The sequence below is a fragment of the Bacillus methanolicus PB1 genome, from assembly GCF_000262755.1.
Lineage (GTDB): Bacteria > Bacillota > Bacilli > Bacillales > Cytobacillaceae > Bacillus_Z > Bacillus_Z methanolicus.
Genome location: NZ_AFEU01000003.1, coordinates 1311985 through 1325947 on the forward strand (window position 1 = coordinate 1311985; position 13963 = coordinate 1325947).

Sequence of the window (13963 nt, forward strand, 5' to 3'; positions counted from 1 at the left end):
CTTCAGCAGTATACTTGTATTATGATCGTATTATCTGCATTTCCACTGATAGTTTGATAAACCAATCTAATAATAATATTACCACTTGTCGAACCCGCTCAATTTTGTCCGATTGAATGGGTTAAAAACTCACTAACTATTGTATCAAATTTTTTAGGTTCTTCCACATGTATTGCATGCCCACATCCATTAATATTGATCCATCGACAATTTTTGATTTTTATTTTCATCTTTTTGGCGATTCCACAAAACTTTTGATCAAAAGAACCTGTAACCAATAACGTTTCGTGCGGCAAATATTCAAGCTCATCCCACCATGAAGGCTGGGATCCGGTACCCATACCGATTAAGCTGTTAGCCAGCCCAATTTTGGAATTTTTCAATCTTTGCTCTCTTAAACGATCACGAACGGATTTTGGAAGTGTCTGCTGTGATCGGAAAAGGGGGATATTCTCCCAGTAGGAAATAAATGGTTCTATCCCCTTTTCAAGAATAAAAGAAGACAATTTCTCATCTTGAATTCTTCGTTCTTGTCTCTCTTCTTCAAGAATCAGACCCGGGGATGAACTTTCCAATATTAATTTTCGGACCCGATGCGGATACCGTACAGCAAACGTTAAAGCTAGTCTTCCTCCCATCGAATATCCTAAAATATCTGCCTTTTCAATCCCTAACTGTTCAATTAAAGAAAGAAGGTCATCAGCCGCAGACAAAATATGATAACGATTCGATTCTTCAGGGCTTTCCGTCTTTCCGTGACCGATAATGTCGATCATGATTAGTCGGGAGTGGCTGCTCCAGCTTTTACAGAACGGATTCCATGTAGAAGAATCCCCAGTGAATCCATGAAGCAAAATCAGCGGAAACCCATCTCCGAATGTGTCGACATGGTAATGAACACCATTTAAGACATATTTCATCATGAAACACCATTTAATTTATTGCTTATTTCCCGGGAAACATAATTCCACAATTCACGATGCTCTAATACGTTTCTGTCTCTAGCTGTCGAAATTTCCATTACGGATAAACCACAATTATCCATATTTTTCAAGAAAGAGGACTTAAATTGATCCCAGGAAGTGATTTTGTCGAATTTTCCGTTATACATGCGAACTGCATGTTCAAAGTTTAAATCAATCGGCGTTCCAAATAATAATTCAAAGTTTTTTGGCTCACTTGCTTGAGGGAGAAAAGAAAAAATCCCCCCGCCATTATTATTTACCAGCAATATTTTAATATTAATGTTATATAGTTTCACAGCAAGCAGGCCATTTAAATCATGAAAAAAAGTAAGATCTCCGACTATTAAGTACAGCGGCTGCAAAACGGAAGCAGCTCCAATCGCAGTTGAAATAATTCCGTCAATTCCATTTGCTCCTCTGTTTGCCATGATTCGGATGGATTTATCGGTAACATGGAAAAATGTATCCAAATCCCTTATAGGCATACTGTTTCCAACAAACAGCGTGGCTCCGTCAGGAATTAAATCCGACAGCTGATAAATGAGCTTTCCTTCGCTTAATTCCTCTGTTTCGTTAATTTTTGAAAGCTTTGTCTTAGTCAGATCATTTATTTCAAGCCATTTATCTAAGAATGGATGTTGATTCTTTTTCTCAACATACTTTGCAATCGATTTGCAGAATTCAGTTTCATTGCAATGGATCATATACGCTGCTGCTGCCGGGTCTCTCCAGCCTGCACCGCCATCAATCACAAACTGCGGAATATCTATATTTTCTTTTATAAAATTAGATAACGCCTTAGAAACTGGCATTGCTCCAAACCTGATGATGATATCCGGTTTTAGCGCTTTTTTACAGTCAGAATTTCGTAAAAATGTGTCATAGGCGTCAATAATAAAATCTTTAGAATGTTTACCGCTTCTTAACTGTGACAGCGGATCAGCTAGAATCGGAAAATTTAATGCGCTTGCTAGTTTCGTTATATTTTCAGCAAAAAACTCATCATCCAATGGACCGCATACAATGATGCCTTTATCAGATCGAGAGAGTATTCCTGCCAATTCCTCATATTTTTCTTCCGAAAGAGCAAGCTTACCCGTTTCAACAGAAACGTAGCCATCTGGCCGTACGTTAAGATCAAATAAATCTTCCTTTCCTATATTGGGAACAAGCGGCTCTCGAAATGGAAAATTTAAGTGCACCGGGCCAGATGGCGAGCGTAAAGCAATTGCGGCAGCACGTGCACAAACTGAACGGGCATACCGGATCATTTCATCCGTTTTTTCCGGCGGAGCCATTTCCACAAACCATTTCACATGCTTTCCAAATAAATGAATTTGGTCGATTGCTTGCGGAGCCCCTGCATCCCGAAGCTCATGCGGCCGATCGGCAGTCAAAACGATGAGTGGGACCCTTGAATAATATGCTTCAATAATGGCAGGATAATAATTTGCTGCAGCCGTTCCGGATGTACATAATACAGCGACCGGTTTTCGCAGCGACTTTGCAATTCCAAGTGCAAAAAAAGCAGCTGACCGCTCATCTATATGAATATGGACGCGAAGATCCGGGTGCTCCGCCATCACCATGGCTATAGGAGTAGACCTTGAACCGGGACTTATTACAACATCTCGAACACCTGTGTTTACTAACTCAGCAACAAAAGCAGCAACATAGGCAGTTAAATTTTCTTGATGCTCCACTATATTCTTCCCCCAAGAGCCGAAAGCATCGGCCGAAACTTTATGGCTGTTTCTCTGTATTCGCTTTCTGCATCAGAATCTGCTACTACTCCGCAGCCGGCAAAGAGCGAAGCTTCCTTTCCTTGGATTAGACCTGAGCGGATTGAGACAGCAAAATCACCGTTGTCCTTATAATCAACCCAGCCAAGAGGAGCAGCGTAAAAACCCCTGTCCAAATTCTCTGCTACCCTTATTTTGGCCATTGCTTCTACTTTCGGGAAGCCGCCCAAAGCAGGTGTTGGATGCAGCTTTTCGACAAACCGCAAAAGAGATTGGTTATTATTATTTTTACCGACAACTGGTGTGTAAAGATGTTGAATATCCCTTATTTTTAACAATTTGGGTTTTTCAGGCAAAAAAACTTCATCACAAATTTCCTTCATTGCTTCCCGAATCATTTCTACTACATACTGATGCTCAATTAAATTTTTTTGATCGTTTAAAAGCGCATTTCCAAGCAATTCATCTTCTTCGACTGTTTTTCCCCTTCCAATTGAACCGGCAACACATGCTGAATACACATCTTTACCTTTTTTCTTTACGAGCCTTTCTGGAGATGCACTTATAAAACAGTCGCCATTTGATTCAAAGGCATAAACAAAGCTTTCCTTTTGTTCAGTTAAGAGCCTTGACAAGACGGTTTCCACTTTGACTTCCTCATTGAATGTAATCCTCAAGTCCCTGGCGAGCACAACTTTTTTTAATTTCCCGCCTTTCAAATCCTCAACCACTTTCGCAACAGTTTCTTTCCATTCATCAGGATTGCTTTCTTTTTCATTTTGTATTTCAGGCAGACTAAAATCGTAATCTATATGAATAGATGCTAAAATCTCATCTCGTTCCTTAGTAATTTTTTCTATTATTGATGGATGATCATGTTGCGTGCATACAATATTAGTAGTAAAGAATGCTTGTCCATTAATGATGCTCACCATATAAACTGGAATATGAAAAAGTGAATGAGAAAATTTAGACCAAAGTTCCGTTTTTTCCTTCAAAGGATCGAACGAAAATCCCCCAAACATTATTGGGCCTATGCCAGATTGATTGTACTCATTGTGTATGACAGAATGATCAATAAAGCGCTTCCACTCTGTTTCAACATGAAAAAAACGGCCATAAGCCTCATCCGATTGAATTTGTTTACATATACCAAAGCCAACCAAGATCATTTGGCCAGCAGGATCTTTCCAAAAGAAACGTTCGCCTAAAAATTTATCTCTTCCAGCAGCGAATAAAGATAGGGGTTTGATATTACTGATTTTTTGGACTTCGCTTACCAAAACGGGACGTCCTAATTCTCTGGTTCTTGAAATTGCATTTTCTATCATTTCTTTTAGTTCGGAATCTTGAATTGTAACCAAAAAAATCCCCCCAATAACAGCCTTAAATGACTGTTATCCTTTCGTTCTAAACTTCTTCTAAGATACACCTCAAGACAATCACATGTCAATAAAAGCGGTATTTTAAACCTAGTTTTTTCCTTATTATTTTATATTTCTCCCCTATTCTATAAAAATGTCCTCCACGTTGGAGAAACTTCTATGAGAGCAGCCATACTTGAAGAACAAAACTATTTCCTATTGGGAGGTGAAGCCCGAATTAGCGTAAAAAAGTCATTGACACCTATTATTTGTTACCCTACACTTAAAATTGTAACAATTTATTCACATTTTTTGACACTGACGTCTTTTTCCGCTAAAATGAAACAATTTGTATCAATTTCTATACTAAGGGAGAGACAGAACTATGCAATCACAAATGCAGTCAAGTTCTTCACCAACAATTGAAAAACATAACTGGAGAATTTGGTGGCACTTAACGCGCCCGCATACATTAACCGCTGGTTTTGTTCCTGTTTTACTTGGAACGGCGCTGGCTTTTCAAATAACCGACATCCACTTTGGCTTGTTTTTTGCAATGCTTTTGGCAAGCCTTTTGATCCAGACAGCAACAAATATGTTTAATGAGTATTACGATTTTAAGAGGGGCCTGGATAACGAGCAATCCGTTGGAATTGGAGGAGCCATAGTCCGTCATGGAATCCATCCGGGCACCGTAATGGCCATTGCTTTAGGGCTTTATGGAATCTCATTGCTTATAGGTGTCTATATATGCATGAACAGCAGCTGGTGGCTTGCTGTGGTCGGCCTTAGTTGTATGGCTGCCGGCTATTTATATACAGGTGGCCCATTTCCAATCGCTTATACACCGTTTGGAGAAATTGCAGCAGGATTTTTTATGGGGTTATTGATTATTTTAATATCCTTTTATATACAAACCGGAACAATTACAGTTACAAGCGTTCTTATAGCCATCCCGATTACTATTCTCGTCGGGGCTATATTGCTTGCTAATAATATAAGAGATTTGGATGGCGATAAAGAATTCGGCCGTAAAACACTTGCTATTTTACTTGGACGGAAAAAAGCCATTTACCTGCTCGCAGGAATGTTCATTTTTTCCTACGGATGGGTTTTGGGACTAATTTTTACCGGGAAAGCTTCAATATGGACAATTATTGTCATTTTAAGTGCACCTAAAGCGATAAAGGCGACAAAAGGGTTTATTGGAAAAACAGCTCCAGTCCAGATGATGCCGGCCATGAAGGCGACTGCACAAACAAATACAATCTTCGGGCTTTTATTATCCATCGGCTTATTCTTAGGCTATATTCTTTAAAGTGAAACATTATGGGGCTGACTCATAATAGTCTGACTCCCTCCAACATTAACAATATAGAATGGTTTTATTAGTGATTGTCTATATATAGTATTGGAGGGGTCTGACCATTTGCCTTTGAGTCAGCCCCGTAATTTATTCTCTCTTAATTTTTTTACCGATTTATCATTGGCCTTATGGCTTTGATTTTCCAAATATCATTTGCATATTGCAAAATCGTTCGATCACTTGAAAAATAACCTGAATTCGCGATGTTTATCAAACTCATCTCCAGCCATTTATCTTGATCTTCAAAGGCCTTGCCTGCCTTCTTTTGAATATCTACATACGAGGCAAAGTCCCGAAGTACAAAATACTGGTCATTTTCCATGATCAATGAATCATATATTACTTCAAATTCCCCTTCGGCATCCGGGAAAAATCCGTTCACTAAGGAATCAAGCACTTGATGGATTCGATAATCGTGGTGATAGTAGTCTCTAGAATTGTAGCCTCCATGCTGGTAATAATGAAGAACTTCATCGGCCGTCAATCCAAAGATAAAAATGTTTTCCTCTCCCACTTTTTCCATAATCTCAACGTTTGCGCCATCTAAAGTTCCAACTGTAATCGCTCCGTTCATCATAAACTTCATGTTGCCCGTTCCCGAAGCTTCTTTGCTTGCCGTAGAAATTTGCTCGCTAATATCAGCGGCAGGAAAGATCTCTTCTGCAAGCGATACACGATAATTCTCAAGGAAAATGACTTTTAACTGATCCTTTACATCAGGATCGGTGTTAATTTTATCGGCAGCTGAATTAATAAGCTTTATAATCTTTTTGGCATAATAATACCCCGGTGACGCTTTTGCACCAAAAATGAACGTCCTCGGGAACATACTGAAACTTGAATCTTCTTTTATCCGGTTGTATAAATGCATAATATGAAGAATGTTCAAAAGCTGGCGCTTGTAAGCATGCAGTCTTTTTACATGGACATCAAAAATCGAACTTGGATCGACAATAACACCTGTCTTCTCCTTTATTTTTGCTGCCAAATTGTTTTTGTTCTCTTTTTTTATCTCAGAAAGCTTTTTCAAAAACGCCCGATCATTGCGGTACTCTATTAGTCTTTCCAATTGGTTCGGTGATTCGATCCACGATGTACCGATCGTTTCCGTAATGAGTTTTGACAGGCCAGGATTTGACTTTAACAACCACCTTCTGTGGGAGATTCCGTTTGTTTTGTTACTAAATTTATCGGGATAGACCTCATAAAAAAGGTTCATTTCTCTTTTTTTAAGAATATCCGTATGAAGTCTGGCGACACCATTTACACTGTAACAGCCGGCAAGTGCTAAATGGGCCATTCTTACTTCACCATGAGCTACAACAGCCATCTTTTCTATTCTTTCCCAGTCACCAGGATAGCGGTTCCAAAGTTCCTTGCAAAAACGTTCATTTATCTCATTAACAATCATAAAAATGCGCGGAAGCAATGGCTGAAAAATACGAATCGGCCACTTTTCAAGCGCTTCTGATAAAGTTGTATGGTTCGTATATGAAATTGTATTTTTCGTTATGTTCCATGCTTCGTCCCAGCCCATTTTTTCCTCATCAAGCAAAATTCTCATCAATTCAGGAATGGCAAGGACCGGGTGGGTATCGTTAATATGAATGCTGACATGGTTATGGAAATCCAGCAAACTATTATGCTCGGAAAGGTAGGAACGAATGATTGATTGAATACTGGCAGAAACTAGAAAATATTGCTGTTTTAAGCGAAGAATTTTTCCTTCATCATGAGTATCATCAGGATACAAAAACTCAGAAATAGACTCTGTCTCCCGTTTATATTTTAAAACATCTTTATTTACCGGATACGGCGAAGGCTGCGCACTCCACAATCTTAAAGTATTAACAGTCTTCGTCTTATAGCCGACTATCGGCAAATCGTACGGTACAGCCGTAACTTTTTCTGCATTGATATGGCGGTAATGTAAATATCCATCTTCTGAAACAGTCTCAACTTTGCCCCAAAACGGAACTTCAATTGCTAAATCGGCTCTCCGCACTTCCCAAACATTCCCATGCCGAAGCCAATGCTCGGGGAGTTCCACCTGATATCCATCAACGATTTTTTGCTCAAATAGGCCATGTTTATAACGAATTCCAAATCCATGTCCGGGAAGATTTAAAGTCGCAAGCGAATCGAGAAAGCAAGCTGCTAGTCTGCCCAGCCCGCCGTTTCCAAGGCCGGCATCTGCCTCGGCCTCTTCCACTTCAGCCAAATCAATTCCAAGCTCTTTTAAACCTTCATAAACGATATTCTCAATTCCAAGGTTTATTAAATTATTCCGTAGCAATCGCCCTAATAAAAACTCTATTGATAAGTAATAAACTTGCTTCTTACCGGAAGAACGGTATTTTTCATTTGTTTTTATCCAATCTGAGCTGATATATTCACGAATCATGTTGCCGAGTGTCTGAAAGTGCTCCCGTCTCGTACTATCCTGAAAGCTTTTGCCAAACATCATCTCAAGCCTCTGTAAAAAAACTTTTTTAAATTCTTCCTTATTAGTAAACATGGCTTTCACTCCTTGAGATCAGTTCAGCATAGAGGCTGTTATATTTAAAAGCGGATTGCGCCCAGCTGTAATCTAACCCCATAGCTCTCTGGACAAGCTTCTTCCAAATGTTTTCATCTTGATAAAACTGTAGCGCCCTCTTGATCGTATACAGCATATCGTGTGCATTAAAATTGGAAAAAGAAAAACCATTCCCTTCACCGTTATCATCCCGATAGGACATGACCGTATCATTTAATCCTCCGGTTTCTCGTACAATTGGAATCGATCCATATTTCATGGCGATCAGCTGTCCCAGACCGCACGGTTCAAATTTCGATGGCATTAAAAACAAATCGGAGCCTGCATATATTTGGTGAGCAAGTTCTTCATTAAAACCGATGTGCACTTTGAATTTTTCCGGGTAATGATAAGCCATTTCTCGGAAAAAGTTTTCAAACTCATCCTCACCCGTTCCAAGGACGATCATCTGAAGATTTTCCGCCATTAATTCATGAAAAACACATTTAACGAGATCTAATCCTTTTTGCTTAGTCAGCCTTGTTATCATCGCGATAATAGGCGTATTCACATCCTTTCTTAACCCAAATAAATCTTGAATATGTTTCTTATTTTCCGATTTCCTGCTTATATCATTTTTATGATATCGGGCAAAAATGAAAGGATCCTTTTCAGGATTATAATACCGCTCATCAATTCCATTCAAAATTCCTTGCAAATCTTCTTTGCGCTTTCTTAATAGGCCGTCTAACCTTTCACCAAAGTACGGAGTCTGAATTTCCTGCATATACGTCGGACTTACCGTAGTAATTTTATCAGAAGCAACAAGTGCACCTTTCATGAAATTGACGTTTCCGTAAAACTCGAGTTGATCACTGTTAAAGTATTTTTCGTTTAAATTAAGCAAATCTCCAAGAATTTCTTTCGGAAAAATACCCTGGAACTGTAAATTATGAATTGTAAACACCGTCTTCATTTGCGAGTATTTTTTTCGATGACAATATTCGGCCCTAAGCAGAAACGGAATCATTCCCGTATGCCAGTCGTGGCAATGCAATATATCAGGATTGAAATCTATATGGGCCAAACTCTCGAGCACAGCCCTGTTAAGATACGCAAATCGTTCGCCATCATCGAAAAAGCCATATAAACGCTCCCTGTTAAAATAATATTCGTTATCGACAAAATAAAATGTAGCGCCATCTAAAATAAGTTGTTCAATCCCGCAGTACTGGTTCCTCCAGCCAACCTGCACCCTGAATTCAGCAATTTTCCGCAAATAATTTTTCCACTTTTCTGATATTGTTCCATACTTCGGCAAAATGACGCGGACATCGGTTCCTAGCTTTTTCAATTCCTTCGGCAAAGATCCCGCAACATCGGCAAGCCCTCCCGATTTTACAAAAGGAACACATTCGGAAACAATAAACAAGACTTTCACGAGTTCATCAACACCCCTTGTACAGTACCTTTGCGAATTATATATGGTGATGAAGCATTAGCCGCCTTAACAGTTCCGTCTTCCACCTTGACATCTTTGTCTAAGATAACCGAATCTAACACACAATTATCGCCAATCTGGCATTTTTGCATTATAATACTATTTTTTATGACTGAGTTTTTTCCAATTTTAACGCCTCTGAAAATAATACTGTTTTCTATATTGCCCTCTATTAAGCAACCGTTTGCGATCATAGAGTTCTTTACGATTGTTCCCTTAAAATACCTTGTCGGGGGTTCATCTTTCACTTTAGTATAAATTGGACGTCCTTTGTGAAATAGCTGTTTCCAAATTGAAGGTTCGAGAATGCTCATACTGGCTGAATAATACTTTTCTATTGAATCAATCATTACGGCAAAACCTTTATATTCATAGCTGCAAATCTTATAAGAATGATGTATGTCCGATACGACATCTTTCATGCATGTATATCCCGTTTCCTCATAGGATTCAATTAAATCGATGAGCAGTGGTGTTTTTACTAGGTACATTTCAAGCGACTTTCCTTCATGGAAAATCTCCGTAATATCGCATCCGCTGTTTATATGCCACTCTAAAACAGGGAGAAAATCCATATTAAATACTGTAAAGCAATTTGCTATCAGCGCATATTCCTGCCTGCTGCGGTAAAAATAATCAATGTTTGCTGCAAAATGATAAAAAGACCCGATTTCGTTTCCTGATCCATCCAAAGTCGGGGAAGGGAAAAAGAACAATCCGTCCCGCTTTCGATTTAAGTCCCAGTTCTTCCCTGATCCCAAATGGTCCATTAACGACCTATACTGAAATTTAGGAAAAATCGCGACACTTTCTATTTCAGAATTCACCATGTTCGACAAGACAAAGTCGATAAGGCGGTAACGGCCGGCAATCGGGACCGCTGCAACCGACCGATGAACAATTAATTCTTCTAATTGATCGTAATAAGTTGTTGCATCAATAATACCGAGTAGTCTTTTTTTCAAATGGAAGTCCCTCCCGATTTTGTTTTGACTTACGAATAAATTCCTTTTAAGAGCTCATCTGTTACAAGAACTATTTCATCGCTTCTATCATTCGGGCGAATAACCATTCCATCCGGCACTCGAATATTTGAAGGTACAATCGCTTTTTCAATAAAGGTATTTTTACCAATAACTGCATCTGGCATGACAACAGATTCCCGAACGACGGCTCCCTTTTTAACCGTTACACCCTGGAATACAACTGACCTTTCAACTTCTCCTTCAATGGTGCAGCCTTCGTTTATAAGTGATTCAGTTACTTCTGCTTCGGGAGAAATATATTGCGGCGGTTGATTCGGGTTGATCGAATAGATGGACCACGAGTAATCGAATAAATTAAGTTCGCATTTTTCATCGAGCAAATCCATATTGGCTTCCCAAAGGCTCTTAACTGTACCGACATCCTTCCAATAGCCCTTAAACGGATAAGCGTACAGCATCTTTTTTTCTTCAAGCAATAAAGGAATCACATCTTTACCGAAATCGTGTGTAGACTCCGGATTGCGGTTATCCATTTCCAAATATTCTTTTAAAATATTCCAATTAAAAATGTAAATTCCCATCGATGCTAAATTATTTTTTGGCTTTTGAGGCTTTTCTTCGAACTCTATGATTCTCATATCTTCACTAGTATTCATTATGCCAAATCGGCTGGCTTCGGCCCAGGGAACCTCGATAACTGAAATCGAAACGTCTGCCCCTTTTTCGATATGGTATTCAAGCATTAATTCGTAATTCATTTTATAAATGTGATCGCCAGAAAGAATAAGAACGTATTCAGGTTCATATTGCTTTAAATAATTCAAATTTTGATAGACAGCGCTTGCAGTTCCTGTATACCACTTCACCTCCGATGATTCACTGTAAGGGGGCAATATCGTAACCCCTCCGTTTCTCCTGTCCAAGTCCCATGCGCTTCCAATGCCAATATAGGAATTTAACACAAGAGGCTGATATTGAGTTAGTACACCAACAGTATCAATCCCAGAATTTGTACAATTACTGAGTGTAAAATCAATGATCCTGTATTTTCCCCCGAACGGAACAGCTGGTTTTGCAAGGTTTTTTGTCAGTGCACTAAGCCTGCTCCCTTTCCCTCCTGCCAATAGCATGGCTACGCACTTCTTTTTTACCATTTCGGTTCCTCCCCTTTCGTTGTTTAACTGGGCGCAATATTGAAATCCCAAATGGCGGGATCGTCATTTCCAATGTATATGGCTTGCCATGAAACTCTTCCTTCACTGCTTCTAACACCTTTTTGTTGACGCATCCTGAACCGCCAAAGGTATCCATGTCACTATTAAGTATTTCCTTGTATTTTCCTTCCTTTGGTACACCTATTTTGTAATTGTGGTAGGTTTGATACGTAAAATTACACACAATCACGAGGAACTCTTCTGAATTTTTTCCCCTTCGAATAAACGAAAAAATTGATTGCTGATAATTGTTTACATCAATCCACTCAAACCCCTCGCTCATGTGATCAAGTTGATATAGGGGCTTAGAGCGTTTATAAATCTGAAGAAGCTCTTTAACATAAGTATTCATTTTCTTATGCATGTCATAATCTAGCAGATTCCAATCTAGCTGTTCTTTGTCTTTCCATTCGGAAAACTGGCCGAGTTCAGTACCCATAAACAAAAGCTTTTTTCCCGGATGGCAAACCATGTACCCCAACAACAAACGCAGTTGAGCAAATTTCTGCCAGTAATCCCCCGGCATTTTATCCAGCAAAGATTTTTTTCCGTGGACAACTTCATCATGGGAAAAAGGCAATATAAAGTTTTCTGAAAAAGCATAAAGAAGTGAAAAGGTTACTTTATTGTGTTTAGAAGACCTTAAATCAGAATGAGTCTCCATGTATTCCAATATGTCATTCATCCAGCCCATATTCCATTTGTAGTTAAATCCAAGGCCGCCGTAATGAACGGGAGCCGTCACCTGCGGCCAATCTGTAGAATCCTCTGCAATCATAAGAATAGTTGGATCGTGTTGAAAAATCACTTTATTTAATTTTTTTAAAAAACCGATTCCATAAGGATTAGCATGTCTTCCTTCTGAATTCGGCCAATAAATGATATTTGCCACAGCATCAACTCGAAAACCGTCAATATGAAAATAATCGATCCAAAACAAAGCATTCGAAATAAGAAAACTTTGAACTTCCGTCTTCCCGAGATCAAAATTTGCAGTACCCCAGACCGGATTTTCACGGTCATGACTATTCTGATATTCATACAGATAGGTTCCATCAAACTGATAAAGCCCATGGCTGTCTTTGCAAAAATGGCCAGGCACCCAATCAAGAATAACCCCAATGTCATTTTGATGGCACTGATCAACGAAATACATGAAATCATGGGGAGTTCCATATCTGCTTGTTACCGAGAAATACCCCGTTCCTTGATAGCCCCAAGAATCGTCGAGGGGGTGCTCGACAAGAGGGAGCAATTCTATATGCGAATATCCATGTTCCCGTACATAAGGGATCAATTCATCAGCCAATTCTCGGTATGTAAGAAAACTTCCATCTTGTTTCTTTTTCCACGATCCTGCGTGCACCTCATAAATCATAACTGGCTCCGAGTAGACCGGTTTTTTCATTTTCTTTAATTTCCAAGGATGATCGTTCCATGTAAATCCTTGAAGGGAATAAACAATCGATGCAGTGTTTGGCCGAAGTTCCGAATAAAAGGCAAATGGATCAGACTTTAAAAGTCGTTCTCCCTTTTTCGTGAAAACTTCATATTTATACAGACAACCTTCCAAGTTTTCCTCTACCAAGAGCATCCAAATACCTTCATTATTTACTCTATGAAAGGCATACCCTTCTCCATTCCAATTATTAAAATTACCAACTAATCTGATAATTTCGGCATTTGGAGCCCAGATACAAAACCTTGTCCAAATCTTTTCGTTCACTTTAACAAGGTGTGCCCCAAACAAACGATAGCTTTCAAAAAATGTTCCTTCGTGAAATAAATGGATTTGATAATCTGTAGGAAAAAACGTATCTAATTTCATCTATGTCTCCATCCTATCCTAATATCACCTACTTTCCTGTTATATTCGATTAATGAAAAAAAATTCCTTGTAAAACACTTTTAAATTTTTTGACAATAACTTCATTGTTTTGTTAAAATTCGGCACATCTGCTTCCATCTCGCTATGTTTCGGCATATTTTTTTACAAATCAAGACAAGATAAGCTAATAAAATAACACGTAAACTGAAAGGAGAATAATAACTTTTAGGACAAACGAGGAAGATTAAAAATTAATGCAAGAACTTCCTGAAGAAATAAAACCTTATTTTGAGGCACCAAACGGAAAAATATTTGCGACAGGGGATCAATTTCGCGGTCTTTATACAGGAATATATTCAGAATTTGACTTGGACAACCCGGGCAGACCTTTCCGAAAAAAAGATGATCTTCTGATTGATTAATAACAAAAATAAACATTAAATGAAAAAAAGCTGTTGACACATCGTCAACAGCTTTTT

General features: G+C 38.8%; 10 protein-coding genes. 2 read left to right on the plus strand and 8 right to left on the minus strand.

Annotated elements, in window-relative coordinates; translation table 11 throughout:
* Nucleotides 1-98: 98 nt before the first annotated feature.
* The 3 genes from menH to PB1_RS16260 are packed head-to-tail and all read right to left on the minus strand — an operon-like array spanning nt 99 to nt 4071.
* Nucleotides 99-920 carry a 2-succinyl-6-hydroxy-2,4-cyclohexadiene-1-carboxylate synthase gene (menH, locus tag PB1_RS16250; RefSeq protein ID WP_004439136.1) on the minus strand — a complete coding sequence of 274 codons (822 nt, stop codon included), beginning with the start codon at nt 918-920 and terminating at the stop codon, nt 99-101.
* Nucleotides 920-2668, minus strand: coding sequence for a 2-succinyl-5-enolpyruvyl-6-hydroxy-3-cyclohexene-1-carboxylic-acid synthase (gene menD / locus PB1_RS16255; RefSeq protein WP_004439138.1), 1749 nt, complete (start codon nt 2666-2668; stop codon nt 920-922). The genes menH and menD overlap by 1 nt, the downstream gene beginning before the upstream one ends.
* A complete protein-coding gene (locus tag PB1_RS16260; protein ID WP_004439139.1) occupies nt 2668-4071 on the minus strand; it encodes an isochorismate synthase in 1404 nt (467 codons plus the stop codon). Before PB1_RS16260 ends, menD begins: the two co-directional genes overlap by 1 nt.
* A gap of 385 nt (nt 4072-4456) precedes the next feature.
* On the opposite strand from PB1_RS16260, the gene PB1_RS16265 reads away from it, so the two are divergent.
* Nucleotides 4457-5389, plus strand: a complete 933-nt coding sequence (locus PB1_RS16265; protein WP_004439143.1) for a 1,4-dihydroxy-2-naphthoate polyprenyltransferase — start codon at nt 4457-4459, stop codon at nt 5387-5389.
* Nucleotides 5390-5543: 154 nt separating this feature from the next.
* On the opposite strand, the gene PB1_RS16270 is transcribed toward PB1_RS16265, so the two are convergent.
* From PB1_RS16270 to glgB, 5 genes are read right to left on the minus strand one after another with little or no spacing between them, the layout of a single operon-like run.
* A complete protein-coding gene (locus PB1_RS16270) occupies nt 5544-7955 on the minus strand; it encodes a glycogen/starch/alpha-glucan phosphorylase (protein WP_004439146.1) in 2412 nt (803 codons plus the stop codon).
* The gene (glgA, locus tag PB1_RS16275) at nt 7945-9396 is read right to left on the minus strand and encodes a glycogen synthase GlgA (protein WP_004439150.1); all 1452 of its coding nucleotides are present in this window, start codon (nt 9394-9396) and stop codon (nt 7945-7947) included. Before glgA ends, PB1_RS16270 begins: the two co-directional genes overlap by 11 nt.
* Entirely contained in the window at nt 9393-10421 is a 1029-nt protein-coding gene (locus tag PB1_RS16280; protein ID WP_004439154.1) for a GlgC family sugar phosphate nucleotidyltransferase, read from the minus strand. The genes glgA and PB1_RS16280 overlap by 4 nt, the downstream gene beginning before the upstream one ends.
* Before the next feature lie 29 nt (nt 10422-10450).
* Nucleotides 10451-11596 carry a glucose-1-phosphate adenylyltransferase gene (locus PB1_RS16285; RefSeq protein ID WP_004439157.1) on the minus strand — a complete coding sequence of 382 codons (1146 nt, stop codon included), beginning with the start codon at nt 11594-11596 and terminating at the stop codon, nt 10451-10453.
* The gene (glgB, locus tag PB1_RS16290) at nt 11538-13484 is read right to left on the minus strand and encodes a 1,4-alpha-glucan branching protein GlgB (protein WP_004439160.1); all 1947 of its coding nucleotides are present in this window, start codon (nt 13482-13484) and stop codon (nt 11538-11540) included. Before glgB ends, PB1_RS16285 begins: the two co-directional genes overlap by 59 nt.
* Before the next feature lie 254 nt (nt 13485-13738).
* Here glgB and PB1_RS17870 point away from each other — a divergent pair, with 254 nt between their 5' ends.
* Nucleotides 13739-13906 carry a hypothetical protein gene (locus PB1_RS17870; protein WP_004439164.1) on the plus strand — a complete coding sequence of 56 codons (168 nt, stop codon included), beginning with the start codon at nt 13739-13741 and terminating at the stop codon, nt 13904-13906.
* The last annotated feature ends 57 nt before the right edge of the window (nt 13907-13963 follow it).

Coding starts and splice junctions, on each gene's coding strand:
- PB1_RS16265 (WP_004439143.1), top strand. CDS start 4,457: ATGCAATCACAAATGCAGTCAAGTTCTTCACCAACAATTGAAAAACAT.
- PB1_RS16285 (WP_004439157.1), bottom strand. CDS start 11,596: ATGGTAAAAAAGAAGTGCGTAGCCATGCTATTGGCAGGAGGGAAAGGG.
- PB1_RS16270 (WP_004439146.1), bottom strand. CDS start 7,955: ATGTTTACTAATAAGGAAGAATTTAAAAAAGTTTTTTTACAGAGGCTT.
- menH (WP_004439136.1), bottom strand. CDS start 920: ATGAAATATGTCTTAAATGGTGTTCATTACCATGTCGACACATTCGGA.
- glgB (WP_004439160.1), bottom strand. CDS start 13,484: ATGAAATTAGATACGTTTTTTCCTACAGATTATCAAATCCATTTATTT.
- PB1_RS17870 (WP_004439164.1), top strand. CDS start 13,739: ATGCAAGAACTTCCTGAAGAAATAAAACCTTATTTTGAGGCACCAAAC.